The organism is Haemophilus parainfluenzae, from assembly GCF_003253005.1.
GTDB lineage: Bacteria > Pseudomonadota > Gammaproteobacteria > Enterobacterales > Pasteurellaceae > Haemophilus_D > Haemophilus_D parainfluenzae_M.
This window is the reverse complement of sequence record NZ_QEPZ01000002.1, coordinates 302,219-319,430: the sequence shown is the minus strand read 5'-3', so window position 1 is coordinate 319,430 and position 17,212 is coordinate 302,219. Positions and strand designations below refer to the sequence as shown.

The following is a 17,212-nucleotide window of genomic DNA, read 5'->3' as shown; positions in this document are numbered from 1 at the left end:
CTTAAAAGAGAAAAGCCTATGTGATTAGATTTCTAATAATAAACGAGTTGGATCTTCTAATAAGTCTTTAATCGCCACTAAGAAACCGACTGATTCACGACCATCAATTAAGCGGTGGTCATAAGATAATGCCAAATACATCATCGGACGAATCACAACTTGGCCATCTACCGCAACCGGGCGCTCTTTGATGGCATGCATACCTAAAATTGCACTTTGTGGTGGATTGATAATTGGTGTGGACATTAAAGAACCAAATACGCCACCATTAGTAATGGTGAAGTTACCGCCTGTTAAATCTTCAACAGTTAATTTACCATCACGGCCTTTTTCTGCTAGTGATTTAATTTGTTTCTCAATATCCGCCATGCTGAGTTTGTCGCAGTTGCGTAATACAGGTGTTACCAAACCACGCGGCGTTGAAACGGCAATGCTAATATCAAAATAGTTGTGATACACAATGTCATCACCGTCAATTGAAGCATTCACCTCAGGATAACGTTTTAACGCTTCAACTACGGCTTTAATGTAGAAAGACATAAAGCCTAAACGCACACCATGTTGTTTCTCAAATTTCTCACCGTATGTTTTACGTAATTTCATAATCGGCTGCATATCCACTTCATTGAATGTAGTGAGCATTGCGGTGGTATTTTTTGCTTCTAATAAACGTTCTGCAATACGTTTACGTAAACGGGTCATCGGTACACGTTTTTCTGAACGAGAGCTATATGCCACAGTGCTAATAGTATTTTGCTCTGTCGCCACATCTTGTTTCGCTTTCTGTGCATCACGTTTTGCCACTTCACGCGCAATATCTTCACGGGTAATACGACCACCCACACCAGAGCCTTGAATTTTCTCTGCATCTAAATCGTGTTCAGCTAATAAACGACGAATAGCTGGACCTTGATCCGCTGAATTATTGTGACTATTTTCAATCGCGGATTTTTGACGATCGGCTGGTGTTGGCTCATTGCCTTTCACTGTTTCAGATGAAATATCCCCAGCCTGTTGGGTAGAAAGTTTACCTAAAAGCTGTTTACTTACTACGGTTGCACCTTCTTCTTGAAGAATTTCAGCTACTACGCCATCGCTTAAAGCTGGTACTTCAAGCACCACTTTATCTGTTTCGATTTCCACTAAAACTTCGTCACGTTTTACCGTCTCACCAACTTTTTTATGCCATGTTGCAACAGTTGCATCCGCAACGGATTCTGGTAAATCTGGAACAAGAATTTCGATTGTCATTTTATTTTCCTTTAAATTATTCTTTCTTTAAAAATTACTAAAATTTTGACCGCACTTTTACAGTGTCAGTGCATCTTCTACCAATTGTTTTTGCTGTTTGGTGTGTAAAGACATATAACCTACCGCTGGTGAAGCTGAGGCTGGACGTCCTGCGTATTTTAACTTCACATGCTCAGGAATTGAGCTGTCAAAGTTATGTTTACTGCAATACCAAGCCCCTTGGTTTAATGGCTCTTCTTGACACCATACATAATCCGTTACATGAGCATAAGGCTCTAACGCCTTCTTCACATCTTCGTGTGGATACGGATAAAGCTGCTCAATACGAATAATCGCCACATCTATTTGGTTATTTGCTCGACGTTGTTCCAAGAGATCGTAATACACTTTACCTGAGCATAGGACTACGCGTTTAACTTGTTTTGGATCGATATTATCAATTTCACCAATGACTGTTTGGAATGTACCATTTACTAATTCATCTAAACTTGACACGGCAAGTGGATGACGTAATAAAGATTTTGGTGAAATACCAATTAATGGACGACGCATTTTACGGATCGCTTGACGACGTAACATGTGGTAAACCTGTGCTGGTGTAGATGGGATACACACTTGCATATTCTGTTCTGCACAAAGTTGTAAATAACGTTCTAAACGAGCGGATGAGTGTTCTGGACCTTGGCCTTCATAACCATGTGGTAATAACATCACCAAGCCACACATTCTGCCCCATTTTTGTTCACCAGAACTGATAAATTGGTCAATCACGATTTGTGCGCCGTTTGCGAAGTCACCAAACTGAGCTTCCCAAATGGTTAATGTTTTTGGATCTGTTGTCGCATAACCATATTCAAAAGCCAATACGGCTTCTTCGGATAATACTGAATCCCACACCTCAAAACGACCTTGATTGGCGTGTAAATGTGTTAATGGCACATAACCTGTACCGTCATTTTGGTTATGCACAACTGCATGGCGATGGAAGAACGTACCACGTCCCGCATCTTCACCCGATAAACGAACATTAGTGCCTTCATCTAATAAGGTTGCGTATGCCATGGTTTCTGCCATACCCCAATCGAGCAATTTCTCGCCTTTTGCCATTTCACGGCGATCTGCATAGATTTTTTCTACACGAGGATGTGCACGCAAGGTTTCTGGATATTCACTGACACGCTCCGCTAAAGTTTGGAAACGTTCTTGTGGGAATTTACTTTCGTAAGGGGATGTCCAGTCATAGTTGAGATATTGCAACCAATCCATTTGGGCGGTATCCATTTCTCGCCATTCTTTCACTACGCGATCACCATTATCTAAGGCATCACGATAGAGATTCATCATTTCAATGGCTTCTTCTTCGGTAATCATCCCTTCAGCAATTAAACGATCTGCATAGACTTTACGTGGCGTTGGATGTTTTTTAATGATGCTATACATCATTGGTTGAGTGGCTAATGGTTCATCAGCCTCATTATGACCATGACGACGATAAGAAATCAGATCAATGAAGATATCGCGTTTGAATAAATTACGATATTCCACCGCCATTCTCGCGGCAAAAGCAACCGCCTCAGGATCATCACCATTCACATGAATAATCGGTGCCTGAATCATTTTTGCGATATCAGTACAATATTCTGTTGAACGGGTGTCATTTGGGTTAGAGGTGGTAAAGCCAATTTGGTTATTAATCACAATTCGGATTGTGCCACCAACGGTATAACCACGTGCATTAGACATATTCAAGGTTTCTTGTACGACACCTTGCCCCGCTACCGCGGAATCACCATGAACAGTAACCGCTAATACTTGATTACGTTCTGTATCATTCTTTTTGGTTTGACGAGAACGTACCGCACCAATAACTACTGGGCTAACAATTTCTAAATGGGATGGGTTAAATGCAAGGGTTAAATGCACGCGACGATCGCCGACCGCAAAGTCAGAAGAGAAACCTTGGTGGTATTTCACATCACCTGTACGCTCGCCTGAATGTTTACCCGCAAACTCATCGAAAAGATCTTCTGGTTTCTTACCAAGCACGTTTACTAACATGTTTAAACGACCACGGTGTGCCATACCAAACATCACATCTTTTACGCCTTGTTTGCTCGCATGGCGAATAATTTCTTTCATCAATGGAATAAAGGCATCACTTCCCTCTAAAGAGAAACGTTTTGCCCCTGGGAATTTTGCACCGAGATAACGTTCTAAGCCATCTGCAGCGGTCAATTCGCTTAATAAGTTAATTTTTTCTTCTTTGGTAAAGAGCGGTTTATTTAATTGGCTTTCTAATTTGCTTTGTAGCCAACTTTTTTGCTCCATATCCTGAACATGCATAAACTCAAGGCCAATTGAGCCACAATAGGTCTCTTTCAGCATTTCAGCTAAATCACCTAACTTGATGTTATCGCGATGATAGACGTAGTGATTAATATTGAAGGTTTCATTGAGATCCTGCTCGGTAAAACCGTGATAACGGTAATCCAATTCAGGTACGGTGGAGACTTTCCAACGATAATAATTGATTGGGTCTAGTTTTGCTTCTAAATGACCGCGGAAGCGATAAGCGTTGATAAATTGGAGGACTTTGACTAATTTTGCACTGGCTTCTGGATCGATAACCGTGACGGCTTCTGTTGTATTTTCTCGCGCTAAACGACGGAAATAATCACGGACTGGTGAATGTGGTTGCTCTACTGCGGTTGTTTTCGGCAATGCATCAAATGTGGCACGCCAGCTTTCATCGACTGAAGATGGATCTTCTAAATAACGTTCGTATAATTCCTCAATATACGATTGATTAGCCCCCCCCAAAGCGGTTGAAGCCAACCATTCATCAAAGGCATTGTAATGCTGCATATCTACCCCTTGTATTACATGATGTTGTCTGCCCATTATACATAGGATAAAAAAAGAAATAATCCTCAAATCACACTTTGTTACAATTTTGTGATCTACTTCAATAAAAAAACCGCACATAAAGTGCGGTCTGTTTTATCTGAGTTTTCTTAGAAACTTAAGAATGGCGTGATTTTTTCAATTGTAGCTTCACCGATACCATCAATATTAGAAAGCTCGGCAGCACTTTTGATTTTGCCCACTTTGTTACGGTAATCAATAATCGCTTGTGCTTTTTTCTCACCGATGCCAGAAAGTTTTTGTAATGTTTCTGCATCTGCTTTATTGATATTTACTTTAGCAGAAGAAGCCACTTTCTCTTTAGCTGGCTCTTTTGTTGAAGTCGCTTTTTCTTTCACTTCTTTTACTTTATCTGCCGCTTTTGTTTTTGCGTCAGACGCTTTTTCTTTCGCACTCTCTTTCACTGAATTTAATTTTTCAGTGGCTTTGTCTTTCATGGACGGTTGATTATTCTCTGTCGCTTTTTCTTTTAAAGCAGATGCTTTCTCTTTTACCGCATCTTTTGCAGAAGTTGCTTTATCTTTCACTGCATCTTTCGTGGAAGTCGCTTTTTCTTTAGCGGCATTAACTTTATCTAATGCGCTTGATTTCGTTGAGCTCGCACTATCACTCATTGATTTAAGCTTATCATTTGCCGCATTTTTCACGTCAGCTTTTGTACTTTCAACCATTGATTTTGAATTAGTTACGACTGATTCTTTTGTTGGTAATACAGATGTATTCGTTGCCAATGCAGAACCAGATACGGCTAATGCAAGTGATGTTAATGTTAAAAGTGATTTTAAAGATTTCATAAAAACTCCTGTTTTGTTATTAATGGGCTCGACAAGCGAACCTGTATGCTAAGACTTATCTTAAGAAAATTAGTTCAAAACAAAAAAACGCCCCTAATAAGGAGCGTCTTTAAATTTAATGCTGACTAATCATCGCTTGAGAAGATAGAAAGTAATCTTAATAAGCTAATGAATAAGTTGTAAATTGACACATAAATACTCACTGTTGCACGAATGTAGTTTGTTTCGCCACCGTGAATAATATTGCTGGTTTCATAGAGGATTGTCATTGTTGAGAATACCACAAACAATGCACTGATCCCTACCGCTAGTGCTGGAATTTGGAAGAAGAAGCTTGCCACAATCCCTAACAATAACACGATAAATAATGAGAAAATTGCGGTAGAAAGGAAAGACATATCTTTCTTCGTTGTTAGCACATAAGCTGAACACGCAAAGAAGACGATTGCTGTACCTGCGAATGCAAGCATAATTAAATCTTCCATTCCTCTCGCCACATACATGTTTAAAATTGGCCCGATGGTATAACCCATAAACCCAGTGAACGCGAATGCAGCCAAGATTCCCCATGCACTATTTGCTAAACGGTTTGTGACAAAAAGTAAACCGTAAAAACCTACAAGTAACACGATAAGATTTGGATAAGGCAAGTTTAAGCTCATAGAAATATAAGCAACAACTGCCGAAAATGCCATCGTTAATCCCAATAAGAAATAGGTATTACGTAGCACTTTATGTGTGCTAAGTAGTGATTCTTCCTGTGAATTAACCACAATGCGAGATTGCATAAAAGCTCCTTATTTTACAAAGAATAAAGTTGATGAAACATCAATACGTAAAGTAAGGACTATAGGTCAAAAAGTCAATGGTAAATCAAGAATTTGTTTTAATTTTTAAATTTAAGAAGGTAAAAGTGATCTCCCCCCAAAACCTGGACATCTAATTTGAGATGCAGATTATGTCCTACTCTTATCAATTTCGTTTGAAAATTATCAAACTCGTCACCGAACAGGATTATGGTATCCGTGAGGTGGCTAAACTTCATCAAATTTCCCATGCGCTCGTCATTTATTGGCTAAAAGCATTTCGGGAAAGAGGGCTTGATGGCGTAAAATCGCCTTATACAAACCTTCAAACACCGAAAGTAGTGAAGCCAAAGATGAAAAAGAAAGGCATTGAAATTCCAGAAACCACAGACTTTTCACCTAAAGCGGCTTAAAAATAAGCCGCTTGTCATCGTTATTTTTCAGCAAACACTCGGATTTGTTCAGCTCCTAAATGCCCTGGCACAGTTTTCTTCACATTTAAATCAGCATCCAAAAATAGATTAAACGGATAACCTCGAACATGAACACGATCAATAATTTCACCATTTTCATCTAGCAAGACTTTAATATTTTTATATTCTAGCCCTTTGTACCACTCAATAAAATCAGCAGTGCCTTTTTCGCCTTTGTGACCCGGCGAAACAATGGTTATTACTTCAAAATTGAGATCTTTTTCCGCACTTAAATCATCAATTTCAGCTAATCCAGCCAAGCAAATCGGACACCAAGATGCCCACATTTTTACATACACAGGTTTGCCTTTATATTGGCTTAAAGTAACTGGCTGATTGTTTAAATCTTTGAGTTGCACATCTGCTAAATTAGTTTGTGCAAAAGTGTTTAGGCTGAATGCCATTAGAAATATTGATAGTAGTTTTTTCATTGTTTTTTCCTTTTATAGATTTCTTTTGTTGAGATTATGCTTTACGAAAAATTATTCGTAATCAATAAAATGCCCATCACGATAATTAAAACACCGCCAGCGATTTTAAATTTGTCTAAGTGTTTATTTAACCCTTTAGCACGTTTAAGCAAGCTATCAGAGAAGAACGAAAACAGTACAAACGGAGTTGCAAGTCCCAAGACATAAATGAACATCATTGATGCACCGTAAAGTGCAGAGCCTTCATCGCCTGATAACGCTAATACGGAAGCCAGAATCGGACCAATACAAGGCGTCCAACCAAGACTAAACGTTAAACCAAGCACAAATGCCTCAAGTGCGGTTGATTTTCCTGATGTTTTTATTTCCACCAATTTCGTGCGTTCCAACAAACCAATTTTGAAAATGCCAAGTTGATGAATGCCCAAAATAATCACGATAACGCCAGCGATAATGCGGGTGGTGTTACTAAATAAAATATTCCCTAAAAAGCCAAAACTAAAGCCTAAACTTACAAATGTAAGGGAAAGCCCTAAAATAAATAAAAAAGTATTTAGGACTTTTTTACCCCCTTTACTCAAAATACCAAAATAAATTGGAATAATCGGGAAAATACAAGGCGACAGAAAAGAAGCAAGCCCCGCTAAAAATACAGTTCCAATAAGGAGTTGTTGATCTAACATCCTACATCTCCTTATTTTTTAATCGATTGAATCAAATATCCGTAGCCTGCCTTTTCTATTTCAGCTAATGGAATAAATTTAATTGATGCACTGTTAATGCAATAACGCAAACCACCTTTATCTTTCGGACCGTCATCAAAAACGTGACCCAAATGGGCATTGCCCGCACGACTTAACACTTCGGTGCGTTGCATATTAAAACTATTATCCGTTTGATAATGCACCACCTCTTTCGCTATTGGTTTCGTAAAACTCGGCCAGCCACAACCCGATTCAAATTTATCATTAGAAGAAAATACCGGTTCGCCTGTTGTAATATCTACATAAATACCTGGTTGGAAATTATCCCAATATTCATTACTAAAAGAGCGTTCAGTATGTTTATTTTGAGTGACGGAATATTGCAACGGTGTCAATTTCGCTTTGAGTTCTGTATCAGTCGGTTTCGGATAATCTTTCTCGTCAATCACAGGTTCATCTGCTTTGGTAATATCAATATGGCAATAACCATTTGGATTTTTCTTCAAATAATCCTGATGATATTCTTCCGCTACGATGTAATTTTTCAGCGGTTGCACCTCAATTTGCACTGGTTTTTTATATTTGATTTGAAGCTGGGCGAGTGCTTGTTCGATCACCGCTTTATCTGCCTCATCTTGATAATAAATCCCTGTGCGATATTGTCTGCCACGATCATTACCTTGTTTGTTTAAACTCGTTGGATCAATTACTTTAAAATAATATTTAAGCAATTTATCTAACGAAATTTGGTTTGCATCGTAAGTGACTTTTACCGTTTCTGCATGATCGGTTACCCCAATCATCTGATAACTAGTTTTATCCGTATTACCATTGGCATAGCCAGAAATCGCATCTTTCACACCGTGAATGCGCTCCATATATGCTTCCATACCCCAGAAACAGCCACCAGCAAGATAAATTTCACGAATATTTTGCGTATTTTCCATTGCCATTTTTTGTTCTCCAGATGATGATGTTGAATTTTGTATTGCTAAAGTTGGTGTAGCACAACAAAGTGCGGTAATAAATAGAAATTTTTTTGATAGTTTCATTGTTTTTCCTTATGATGTGAAAATTAACGTTACATAAGGTTAGACGGCGGATAATTCGATTTCTTACAGATTTTTGTAAAATTTTTAAAGAAATTGACTGAAATCCATTGTTATAACCAATAATAAAGAGCTAAAACACACTATTTCTCCCTCTTTTCTAAGGTAAAAAATCTATATGCAATCATATTCCACTCCTTCGCTTTATCACAAAGCGGTGCAAAGTATGAGCCGCCGAGGAAATTGCTATGATAATGCGGTGATTGAAAGTTTTTTGCGATACTAAAATCAGAGTGTTTTTACTCTCGGACTTATCATTCAATTGCTGGATTACAGGCTGAAATTGAAGAATATTTAGTGTATTACAACCAAAAACGCATTAAACTTGCTTTCAAAGGATTGAGCCCAGTGCAATACCGATCTCGATATTTAAGTTAACTAACCTGTCCAACTTTTGGGGGGCAGATCAAAGAGCGGTTAATTTCATCATTAAATTTGACCTCACTTTTCTTTTAACAAGGACAATCAAGGAACAATCATGCAACTCCCTACCCTACAATCCGCAAAATTAATTCGTCGCTATAAGCGTTTTTTGACTGATATTGAATTACCAAATGGTGAAGTGATCACGATTCATTGTGCAAATACTGGTGCAATGACTGGCTGTGGTGAAAAAGGCGATACCGTTTGGTACTCTCATTCTGATAGCCAAACTCGCAAATATCCACACAGTTGGGAATTAACGCAATTAGCAAATGGCCAACTTGTTTGCATTAATACTCACAGATCCAATCAGTTAGTCTTTGAAGCCTTGCAAAATAAACAAATCAAAGAACTCGCTATGTATGATGAAATTTATCCTGAAGTGAAATATGGTGAAGAAAATAGCCGTATCGACTTCTTACTTAAAGGTGAGGGCTTGCCAGATTGTTATGTTGAAGTGAAATCAATCACTTTTGTAAAAGGCACATTAGGGATGTTTCCCGATGCGGTGACTACTCGTGGACAAAAACATGTTCGTGAGCTTTTAGCCATGAAAAAACAAGGACATCGCGCCGTTGTTCTCTTTGCCGGATTACATGATGGCTTCGATCGTTTTAAAATCGCTGAGTTTGTAGATCCTGAATATGATCGCCTTTTAAAAGATGCCAAATCTCAGGGCGTTGAAGCTTATGCTTATACGGGAAAATTTGACATTTCAGATGGCATTCCGACCGCACTTTCTCTCACAGAAAGTGTACCTTGCATCGATTAAAAAATAATTGAGAATTATTTGCATTTTGTTGTTGACAAGGTATTTGATAATAGTTATCATCTAGCCATTCCAAAAACAAACAGATAATCACTCCAACTTCACGCCTATTTCCCCACAAATAGGCGTTTTTTTTCATCTCAATCTTTTCATTTCAGCCATATTCTCTATAATGTAGCCTTTAATATTAAAATAACATTAGGAAATAGAATGACTGATATTAATACCGTTCTCGCAGAACTAAAACGCGGTACTGATGAGATTCTTTCTGAAGCAGATTTAATCGAAAAACTAAAAGAAAATCGCCCACTTAAAATTAAACTTGGTGCAGACCCTACTGCTCCGGATATTCACTTAGGGCATACCGTGGTATTAAACAAACTTCGTCAATTCCAACAATTAGGCCACGAAGTCTATTTCTTAATCGGTGATTTCACGGGTATGGTCGGTGACCCATCTGGTAAAAATACCACTCGCCCACCGCTTAGCCGCGAAGATGTGCTTCGCAATGCGGAAACCTATAAAGAACAGATTTACAAAATTCTAGACCCACAAAAAACGAAAATCGTATTCAACTCTGAATGGTTGGGTAAATTGGGTACTGAAGGGATGATCCGTTTAGCAAGTAACTACACCGTAGCGCGTATGCTAGAACGTGATGACTTCAAAAAACGTTTTGGCAACAATCAACCTATCGCAATTCACGAATTTATTTATCCTTTATTACAAGGCCATGACTCTGTTGCTTTAGAAGCAGACGTGGAACTTGGTGGTACAGACCAAAAATTTAACTTACTTGTTGGTCGCGAGTTACAAAAATCAGCCGGTCAGAAACCACAGGTAGCGATTACGCTTCCATTACTTGTTGGTTTAGACGGTGAGAAGAAAATGTCTAAATCATTAGGCAACTACATCGGCGTGACAGATGCACCAAGCGATATGTTCGGTAAAATCATGTCGATCTCAGATGAATTAATGTGGGATTGGTATAACTTACTTTCTTTCCGTCCACTTGCTGAAATTGCTGAATTAAAAGCAGAAGTAGCAAATGGTAAAAACCCACGTGATGTGAAGATTTTATTAGCGAAAGAGATCATCGCACGTTTCCACGATGAAGCAGCGGCAGAGGCGGCTGAACAAGAATTTATTAACCGTTTCCAAAAAGGTGCAATGCCGGATGAAATGCCTGAATTCACCTTTGAAGGCGAAATTGGTTTAGCCACCTTATTAAAAGAAGCAGGACTGGTTCCTTCTACTTCTGAAGCGATTCGCTCAGCGAAGCAAGGTGGTGTGAAAATCAATGGCGAAAAAGTCGAAGACATGAAAGCCAATGCACCAAAAGGCACGAATGTTTACCAAGTCGGTAAACGTAAGTTTGCACGCGTAACCATCGCATAAAACACCTATGAAAATGACCGCTCTTTTTAAGTGCGGTTATTTTTTAACTGATATCCACAATAGAAGGAAAATAATATGAGCCAAAAAATCTGGGTAACCGGCGATGCGGTTGTCGATCTTATTCCTGACGGTGAAAATCATTATTTACGCTGTGCAGGTGGCGCCCCTGCAAATGTGGCTGTTGGCGTGGCACGATTAGGCAGCCCGAGTTCCTTTATTGGTCGCGTAGGTAACGATCCCCTTGGCCAATTTATGCAAGATACCTTAAATGCGGAAAATGTTAATACACAACATATGATTTTAGATCCGCAACATCGTACCTCTACAGTTGTAGTCGGCTTAGATAATGGCGAACGCAGCTTTACCTTTATGGTAAACCCAAGTGCGGATCAGTTCTTACAAGCAAGCGATTTACCGCCTTTCCAACAAGGTGAATGGCTACATTGCTGCTCTATCGCGCTGATTAATAATCCATCTCGCGAAGCAACTTTTGAAGCTATTCGTCGCATTAAAGCTGCTGGTGGTTTCTTCTCTTTCGATCCTAATTTACGTGAATCACTTTGGTCTAGCTTAGAAGAAATGAAAACCGTGGTAATGGAAGCGGTTGCGTTGGCTGACGTATTAAAATTCTCTGAAGAAGAATTAACGCTTTTAACCAATACTGACAGCCTTGAAAAAGCCTTTGAAAAAGTGACCGCACTTTATCCTGAAAAATTGATTATCGTGACTCTAGGCAAAGATGGCGCGCTCTATCACTTAGAAGGTAAAAAAGATGTAATTGCCGGAAAAGCCTTACAACCGGTTGATACAACAGGCGCAGGTGATGCCTTCGTTGGTGGTCTGCTTGCGGGGCTTTCACAGCATCCAAACTGGAAAGAAAATGATGTACTTGTGCAAATTATCCGTCAAGCCAATGCTTGTGGTGCCCTTGCTACGACAGCAAAAGGGGCAATGTCTGCGCTACCAAATAAAGCACAATTAGCAGCGTTCCTAGCCGACTAAGGATCAAAGGTGCAAATTATTGCACCTTTTACTTACCCGATCACATTAACGAGGCACGATCACGATGATTATTTTCAATAATGGCAAATACAAAAGCATCCTAGCTGCAGAAAAAGGCGAACTCGCAGAAATTGCTGAAACCGTGCAAAAAGACAAGGATTTTCGACCGCACTTTCATATTGCTCCACTAACGGGCTTAATGAATGATCCGAATGGTTTGATCTTTGATGGTGAAAAGTATCATCTGTTCTACCAATGGTTTCCATTCGATGCAATTCACGGGATGAAACATTGGAAGCATTTAATCACGAAAGATTTCCAACGTTATCAATCAGCAGATGATCTGATTCCTTGCGAGCTTTTTGAGTCTCACGGCTGTTATTCTGGTGGCGCTTTAAAAGTTGGTGACAAATTGGCCATGTTCTATACCGGCAATACTCGTCGACCAAGTGATAATCAACGCGTGCCTTATCAAAATTTAGCAATTTTCAATCTTAATGGGAAATTGCTTAGCAAACGTCCGTTAATTGAAAATGCACCAGAAGGTTATACAGAGCATGTTCGTGATCCTAAACCGTATTTTACTGAAGACGGAAAAATCCGTTTTATCTGTGGTGCACAGCGAGAAAACCTCACAGGAACAGCCATTATTTTTGAAATGGACAATCTTGAAGATACGCCTCGTTTATTAGGCGAGCTTTCCTTGCCTGCTTTTGACAACAAAAACGTGTTTATGTGGGAATGCCCTGACCTATTGAAACTCAGTGATAAAGATGTGTTTATTTGGTCGCCACAAGGTAAAGATAGAGAAGCACATCAATTCCAAAATAATTATCATGCGACTTATGCTGTGGGTAAATTAACGGATTTAACCTTTGAAGCAGAATATATCGGCGAATTAGATCAGGGTTTTGATTTCTACGCACCACAAACGTTTGGCGGCTTAGATAATCAAACTTGTACTGTGCTTTTCGGTTGGATTGGTTTGCCAGATTTAACTTACCCAACAGATAAATTTAAATGGCATTCTGCTTTAACCTTGCCAAGAGAATTGCGCTTAGAAGGGACAAAAATTTATCAACGTCCGATTGCTAAAATAGACGAAAATCTAACCGCACTTTCAGCGCTTCATCTTGATGAAAAAGCGGATATTGCTAATTTAGATCGTGCTTATGTAAAATTTGAGGCAAATAACCAAGCCTTTGACTTAACCTTCTTCCAAAATGAAAAAGGACAATCACTGCGCCTATCTTATGAAAATGGCTTGATCTGCTTAGATCGCAGTCAAAGCGAACAAACGGAATTAATGGAGAAATTCGATACAAAACGTTTCTGCGAAATTGAAAATCTGCAGACGGTTGAAATCTTCTTTGATCGCTCGATTATTGAAATTTTCTTGAATCATGGTGAAAAAGCCATGACATCAAGATTTTTCATTGAGAACAGAGAGAATACAATAGCCAGCAATCGTCCGTTAGATTTAATGATCGGTTATTTACCGGCTATTCAATATATTTAAAAGGTTTTTATGAAACAAACTCATTTCAATTTATACAAGATGAGCAAAAATGTCCTTTTTGCTTTAACAGCTTTTTCATTAGTCGCCTGTACGACAACACCAAGTGAACCGCCAAAAAATACAGAACATTGGGCAACGCTAATCAGCGAACAGGAAAATTTATATCAGATTGATAGTAAATTTTACCGTAGTGAGCAATTAGAGCCGCAATCTGAAACATTATTAAATAAGTTGAATATTCACACAATTGTGAATTTACGCTTTTTTGACCGTAATGATGATAAACAAGCATTTGGTCATACTAAGATCAACTTGATTAATACCCCATTACTTACTTGGTCAATCAGTCCAGATGAAGTGGCTGATATTCTGTGGCAAATCAAACAACACCAAAAAAATGGTGCGGTTTTAGTGCATTGTTATCATGGTGCTGACAGAACTGGCTTAATTGTTGCAAGCTACCGTGTGATTTATCAAAATTGGGATCTCAATGAAGCCAAACGTGAAATGCAACAAGGCCCTTACGGCTATCATTCTGTTTGGAAAAATATTGATAATTTCTTCACCCAAGAAAATATGGCTAAGATCAAAGCTGAATTAGATAAACGTTCTAACGCAACAAAATAAAACATGAAAGTGCGGTTAAAATTAACCGCACTTTTATTTCCAACTATGTTCTTTTATTAAAATTAATGACTATGTTTGTTCAACAACAAAACGCAACGCCATCCAATATTGTGGCGTTCAATTTTCTATTGATTGCCTTTTTAACGGGGATTGCATCTGCGTTTCAAACGCCGACCTTGAGTTTATATCTCTCTCAAGAGATTCAAGTTTCACCTTTTTTTGTGGGCTTGTTCTATTCAGTCAATGCCATTATTGGCATTATCTTGAGCCAAATTCTCGCAAAATATTCTGATAAGCAAGATGACCGTCGCAAAGTGATGATTGTTTGCTGTTTAATTGCTGTGCTTGGCTGTCTGATTTTTGCTTATAGCCGAAATTATTATGTGTTAATTATTATCGGTACCACGCTATTAGGGTTAGGTTCATCCGCTAATCCGCAATCTTTTGCTTTAGCGCGAGAATATGCTGAAAGCAGCCATCGTGAAGCGGTGATGTTCACCACAATTATGCGAACTCAAATCTCATTGGCTTGGATTGTTGGGCCACCGCTTTCTTTTTTCATTGCGTTAAACTGGGGCTTTAATTACATGTATTTGGTGGCAGGTTCTGCCTTTTTACTATGTGCAGGCGTCAGCAAATTATTACCGAAAATTCCTCGTCAAAGTGCGGCTAAAAATCAAGAGGTTTTAGACAATACGCCACCAAGAAAAAGTGTGATTTACTTGTTCATCGCTAATCTATTGCTTTGGACCTGTAACAGCATGTATCTCATTAATATGCCATTATTTGTAATTAATGAATTACATTTAGACAAAGAACTGGCAGGAACATTAATGGGGACGGCTGCAGGCTTGGAAATTCCTGTGATGATTTTGGCGGGCTATCTCACCAAATATTTCAGTAAAAAGCGCTTGATGATGATTGCTTTAGTTTCAGGTCTCGCCTTCTATTCAAGTTTATTATTCGCTGAGCAAACTTGGCAGCTTATCGGATTGCAAATGCTTAATGCGATTTTTATCGGTATTACCGCTACGATTGGCATGGTGTATTTCCAAGACTTAATGCCGACTAAAATGGGCACTGCCACCACCTTATTTAGTAATGCAGCAAAAAGCAGTTGGATTATCGGAGGACCTATTGCGGGCATTATTGCGGAAATTTGGCATTACAATTCTGTTTTTTATGTTGCTGTGGCATTAATTTTTATCAGCGTAGGCTGTATGTGGAAAGTCAAATCAGTTTAATGAAAATAAAAAAGTGCGGTCAATTTTGAACGCACTTTTTTACATTATTTTAGCGCCATGCTTTGAATTGGTTAATCAATCCATTGGTTGAGCTATCATGGCTTGTCACTTTCTCTTTGTCTGCCAATTCAGGAAGAATTCGATTCGCTAATTGTTTACCTAATTCCACGCCCCATTGGTCGAAACTAAAGATATTGAAAATCACACCTTGTGCAAAAATTTTGTGTTCATACATCGCAATTAATGCGCCAAGAACAAATGGTGTCATTTTTTGCACTAAAATAGAGTTGGTCGGTTTGTTACCTGTAAAGACTTTAAATGGCACAATGTCTTTTACCTCATCCAACGATTTACCGGCTTTCACAAACTCTGCTTCAACTTCTTCTTTGGTTTTACCGAAAGCAAGTGCTTCAGTTTGTGCAAAGAAGTTTGATAACAATTTGCTGTGATGGTCACCTAATGGGTTATGACTTTGTGCCGGTGCGATAAAGTCACAAGGGATTAATATCGTACCTTGGTGAATCAATTGGTAGAACGCATGTTGACCATTTGTACCCGGTTCCCCCCAAATAATTGGGCCAGTTTGATAATCACGGATAACATCGCCATTACGATCGACATATTTACCGTTTGATTCCATATTGCCTTGTTGGAAATAAGCCGCAAAACGGTGTAAATATTGGTCATAAGGTAAAATTGCCTCAGTTTGTGCACCGAGGAAATTGGTATTCCATAAACCGACTAACGCTAATGTTGCAGGAATATTTTTTTCTAATGGCGCAGTACGGAAATGTCTATCCATTTCATGCGCACCACTTAATAGTGCTTCAAAATTATCAAAGCCAATTGAAAGTGCGATTGAAAGACCGATTGCAGACCATAAAGAATAACGGCCACCAACCCAATCCCAGAATTCAAACATATTGTTTGTATCAATACCAAATTCTGCTACTGCTTTACCATTGGTCGAAAGTGCGGCAAAGTGTTTTGCCACCGCGCTGTTATCTTTCGCTGCCGCCAATAACCAATCACGTGCAGAATTCGCATTGGTCATGGTTTCTTGTGTGGTAAAGGTTTTAGATGCGACTAAGAAAAGTGTGGTTTCAGGATTTACTTTTTTCAACGTTTCAGCGATATGTGTACCATCTACGTTTGAAACGAAGTGCATATTCAAGTGATTTTTATAAGGACGAAGCGCTTCAGTCACCATATAAGGCCCCAAGTCTGAACCACCGATACCAATATTCACCACATCAGTAATCGCTTTTCCTGTATAACCTTTCCACTCACCTGAAATCACACGATCACAGAACGCGCTCATTTTCGCTAATACTGCATTCACTTCTGGCATCACATCTTTGCCATCTACATAGACAGGTGTATTTGAACGGTTACGAAGTGCGGTATGTAATACGGCTCGATTTTCTGTACGATTAATTTTCTCACCTGTAAACATAGCATTTATTGCTTCACCTAATGCAGACTCTTTGGCTAATTGACGAAGCAATTTGAGGGTTTCTTGGTTAATTTTATTTTTTGAAAAATCCAATAAGATTTGATTTTCAAAACTTAAAGAATAATCGTTAAAACGATTTTGTTCTTGTTTGAACAAATCAGCAATCGTGGTATTAGCCAGCTGAGATTGATGAGCTTCAAGTGCTTTCCAAGCTTGTGTATTGGTTGGGTTGATGTTTTTCATGAATATTTCCTTTAAAAAATTGAATTCTTTACATTTTT

Annotated in this window: 15 protein-coding genes and 1 pseudogene; 8 read left to right on the top strand and 8 right to left on the bottom strand. The window is 38.8% G+C overall.

Annotated features, from left to right (window positions below):
* Window positions 1-24: 24 nt before the first annotated feature.
* From odhB to DPV97_RS04055, 4 genes are all read right to left on the bottom strand, one after another.
* A complete protein-coding gene (gene odhB / locus DPV97_RS04070; protein WP_070714546.1) occupies window positions 25-1,251 on the bottom strand; it encodes a 2-oxoglutarate dehydrogenase complex dihydrolipoyllysine-residue succinyltransferase in 1,227 nt (408 codons plus the stop codon).
* Between the two features lie 57 nt (window positions 1,252-1,308).
* Window positions 1,309-4,116, bottom strand: coding sequence for a 2-oxoglutarate dehydrogenase E1 component (gene sucA / locus DPV97_RS04065; protein ID WP_070714548.1), 2,808 nt, complete (start codon window positions 4,114-4,116; stop codon window positions 1,309-1,311).
* A 149-nt stretch (window positions 4,117-4,265) separates the two neighbouring features.
* Window positions 4,266-4,970, bottom strand: a complete 705-nt coding sequence (locus DPV97_RS04060; protein ID WP_070714550.1) for a helix-hairpin-helix domain-containing protein — start codon at window positions 4,968-4,970, stop codon at window positions 4,266-4,268.
* Window positions 4,971-5,095: 125 nt separating this feature from the next.
* The gene (locus DPV97_RS04055; RefSeq protein ID WP_005699490.1) at window positions 5,096-5,758 is read right to left on the bottom strand and encodes a Bax inhibitor-1/YccA family protein; all 663 of its coding nucleotides are present in this window, start codon (window positions 5,756-5,758) and stop codon (window positions 5,096-5,098) included.
* Between the two features lie 170 nt (window positions 5,759-5,928).
* On the opposite strand from DPV97_RS04055, the pseudogene DPV97_RS04050 reads away from it, so the two are divergent.
* A pseudogene (locus DPV97_RS04050) lies at window positions 5,929-6,183 on the top strand (transposase); the annotation flags it as partial.
* 26 nt (window positions 6,184-6,209) lie between these two features.
* On the opposite strand, the gene DPV97_RS04045 reads toward DPV97_RS04050, so the two are convergent.
* The 3 genes from DPV97_RS04045 to msrAB are packed head-to-tail and all read right to left on the bottom strand — an operon-like array spanning window position 6,210 to window position 8,436.
* Window positions 6,210-6,680: a redoxin family protein gene (locus DPV97_RS04045; protein WP_070714552.1), complete on the bottom strand. Its 471-nt coding sequence runs from the start codon at window positions 6,678-6,680 to the stop codon at window positions 6,210-6,212.
* A 41-nt stretch (window positions 6,681-6,721) separates the two neighbouring features.
* Entirely contained in the window at window positions 6,722-7,363 is a 642-nt protein-coding gene (locus DPV97_RS04040) for a cytochrome c biogenesis protein CcdA (RefSeq protein ID WP_049369049.1), read from the bottom strand.
* Between the two features lie 11 nt (window positions 7,364-7,374).
* Window positions 7,375-8,436 carry a bifunctional peptide-methionine (S)-S-oxide reductase MsrA/peptide-methionine (R)-S-oxide reductase MsrB gene (gene msrAB / locus DPV97_RS04035; RefSeq protein WP_070714553.1) on the bottom strand — a complete coding sequence of 354 codons (1,062 nt, stop codon included), beginning with the start codon at window positions 8,434-8,436 and terminating at the stop codon, window positions 7,375-7,377.
* Between the two features lie 276 nt (window positions 8,437-8,712).
* Between msrAB and DPV97_RS04030 the strand changes: the two genes are divergently transcribed.
* From DPV97_RS04030 to DPV97_RS04000, 7 genes are all read left to right on the top strand, one after another.
* A complete protein-coding gene (locus DPV97_RS04030) occupies window positions 8,713-8,871 on the top strand; it encodes an IS3 family transposase (RefSeq protein ID WP_080972322.1) in 159 nt (52 codons plus the stop codon).
* Between the two features lie 100 nt (window positions 8,872-8,971).
* Window positions 8,972-9,688, top strand: coding sequence for a DNA/RNA nuclease SfsA (sfsA, locus tag DPV97_RS04025; RefSeq protein ID WP_070714555.1), 717 nt, complete (start codon window positions 8,972-8,974; stop codon window positions 9,686-9,688).
* 207 nt (window positions 9,689-9,895) lie between these two features.
* The gene (gene tyrS / locus DPV97_RS04020; protein WP_111382892.1) at window positions 9,896-11,083 is read left to right on the top strand and encodes a tyrosine--tRNA ligase; all 1,188 of its coding nucleotides are present in this window, start codon (window positions 9,896-9,898) and stop codon (window positions 11,081-11,083) included.
* A gap of 75 nt (window positions 11,084-11,158) precedes the next feature.
* The gene (cscK, locus tag DPV97_RS04015) at window positions 11,159-12,085 is read left to right on the top strand and encodes a fructokinase (RefSeq protein WP_070714558.1); all 927 of its coding nucleotides are present in this window, start codon (window positions 11,159-11,161) and stop codon (window positions 12,083-12,085) included.
* Window positions 12,086-12,149: 64 nt separating this feature from the next.
* Entirely contained in the window at window positions 12,150-13,604 is a 1,455-nt protein-coding gene (locus DPV97_RS04010; protein WP_070714559.1) for a glycoside hydrolase family 32 protein, read from the top strand.
* Window positions 13,605-13,613: 9 nt separating this feature from the next.
* Window positions 13,614-14,231: a dual specificity protein phosphatase family protein gene (locus tag DPV97_RS04005; protein ID WP_070714560.1), complete on the top strand. Its 618-nt coding sequence runs from the start codon at window positions 13,614-13,616 to the stop codon at window positions 14,229-14,231.
* A gap of 71 nt (window positions 14,232-14,302) precedes the next feature.
* On the top strand, window positions 14,303-15,475 hold the full coding sequence (locus tag DPV97_RS04000; protein ID WP_148130220.1) for an MFS transporter: 1,173 nt from the start codon (window positions 14,303-14,305) through the stop codon (window positions 15,473-15,475).
* A 49-nt stretch (window positions 15,476-15,524) separates the two neighbouring features.
* On the opposite strand, the gene pgi is transcribed toward DPV97_RS04000, so the two are convergent.
* A complete protein-coding gene (pgi, locus tag DPV97_RS03995; RefSeq protein WP_070714564.1) occupies window positions 15,525-17,174 on the bottom strand; it encodes a glucose-6-phosphate isomerase in 1,650 nt (549 codons plus the stop codon).
* Window positions 17,175-17,212 lie beyond the last annotated feature (38 nt).

Bases quoted from the DNA above. Each gene is read 5' to 3' on its own strand.
- pgi (WP_070714564.1), bottom strand. From the start codon at position 17,174: ATGAAAAACATCAACCCAACCAATACACAAGCTTGGAAAGCACTTGAA.
- DPV97_RS04060 (WP_070714550.1), bottom strand. From the start codon at position 4,970: ATGAAATCTTTAAAATCACTTTTAACATTAACATCACTTGCATTAGCC.
- sfsA (WP_070714555.1), top strand. From the start codon at position 8,972: ATGCAACTCCCTACCCTACAATCCGCAAAATTAATTCGTCGCTATAAG.
- DPV97_RS04000 (WP_148130220.1), top strand. From the start codon at position 14,303: ATGTTTGTTCAACAACAAAACGCAACGCCATCCAATATTGTGGCGTTC.
- DPV97_RS04010 (WP_070714559.1), top strand. From the start codon at position 12,150: ATGATTATTTTCAATAATGGCAAATACAAAAGCATCCTAGCTGCAGAA.
- cscK (WP_070714558.1), top strand. From the start codon at position 11,159: ATGAGCCAAAAAATCTGGGTAACCGGCGATGCGGTTGTCGATCTTATT.
- sucA (WP_070714548.1), bottom strand. From the start codon at position 4,116: ATGCAGCATTACAATGCCTTTGATGAATGGTTGGCTTCAACCGCTTTG.
- DPV97_RS04045 (WP_070714552.1), bottom strand. From the start codon at position 6,680: ATGAAAAAACTACTATCAATATTTCTAATGGCATTCAGCCTAAACACT.
- DPV97_RS04005 (WP_070714560.1), top strand. From the start codon at position 13,614: ATGAAACAAACTCATTTCAATTTATACAAGATGAGCAAAAATGTCCTT.
- DPV97_RS04040 (WP_049369049.1), bottom strand. From the start codon at position 7,363: ATGTTAGATCAACAACTCCTTATTGGAACTGTATTTTTAGCGGGGCTT.
- msrAB (WP_070714553.1), bottom strand. From the start codon at position 8,436: ATGAAACTATCAAAAAAATTTCTATTTATTACCGCACTTTGTTGTGCT.
- DPV97_RS04055 (WP_005699490.1), bottom strand. From the start codon at position 5,758: ATGCAATCTCGCATTGTGGTTAATTCACAGGAAGAATCACTACTTAGC.
- tyrS (WP_111382892.1), top strand. From the start codon at position 9,896: ATGACTGATATTAATACCGTTCTCGCAGAACTAAAACGCGGTACTGAT.
- odhB (WP_070714546.1), bottom strand. From the start codon at position 1,251: ATGACAATCGAAATTCTTGTTCCAGATTTACCAGAATCCGTTGCGGAT.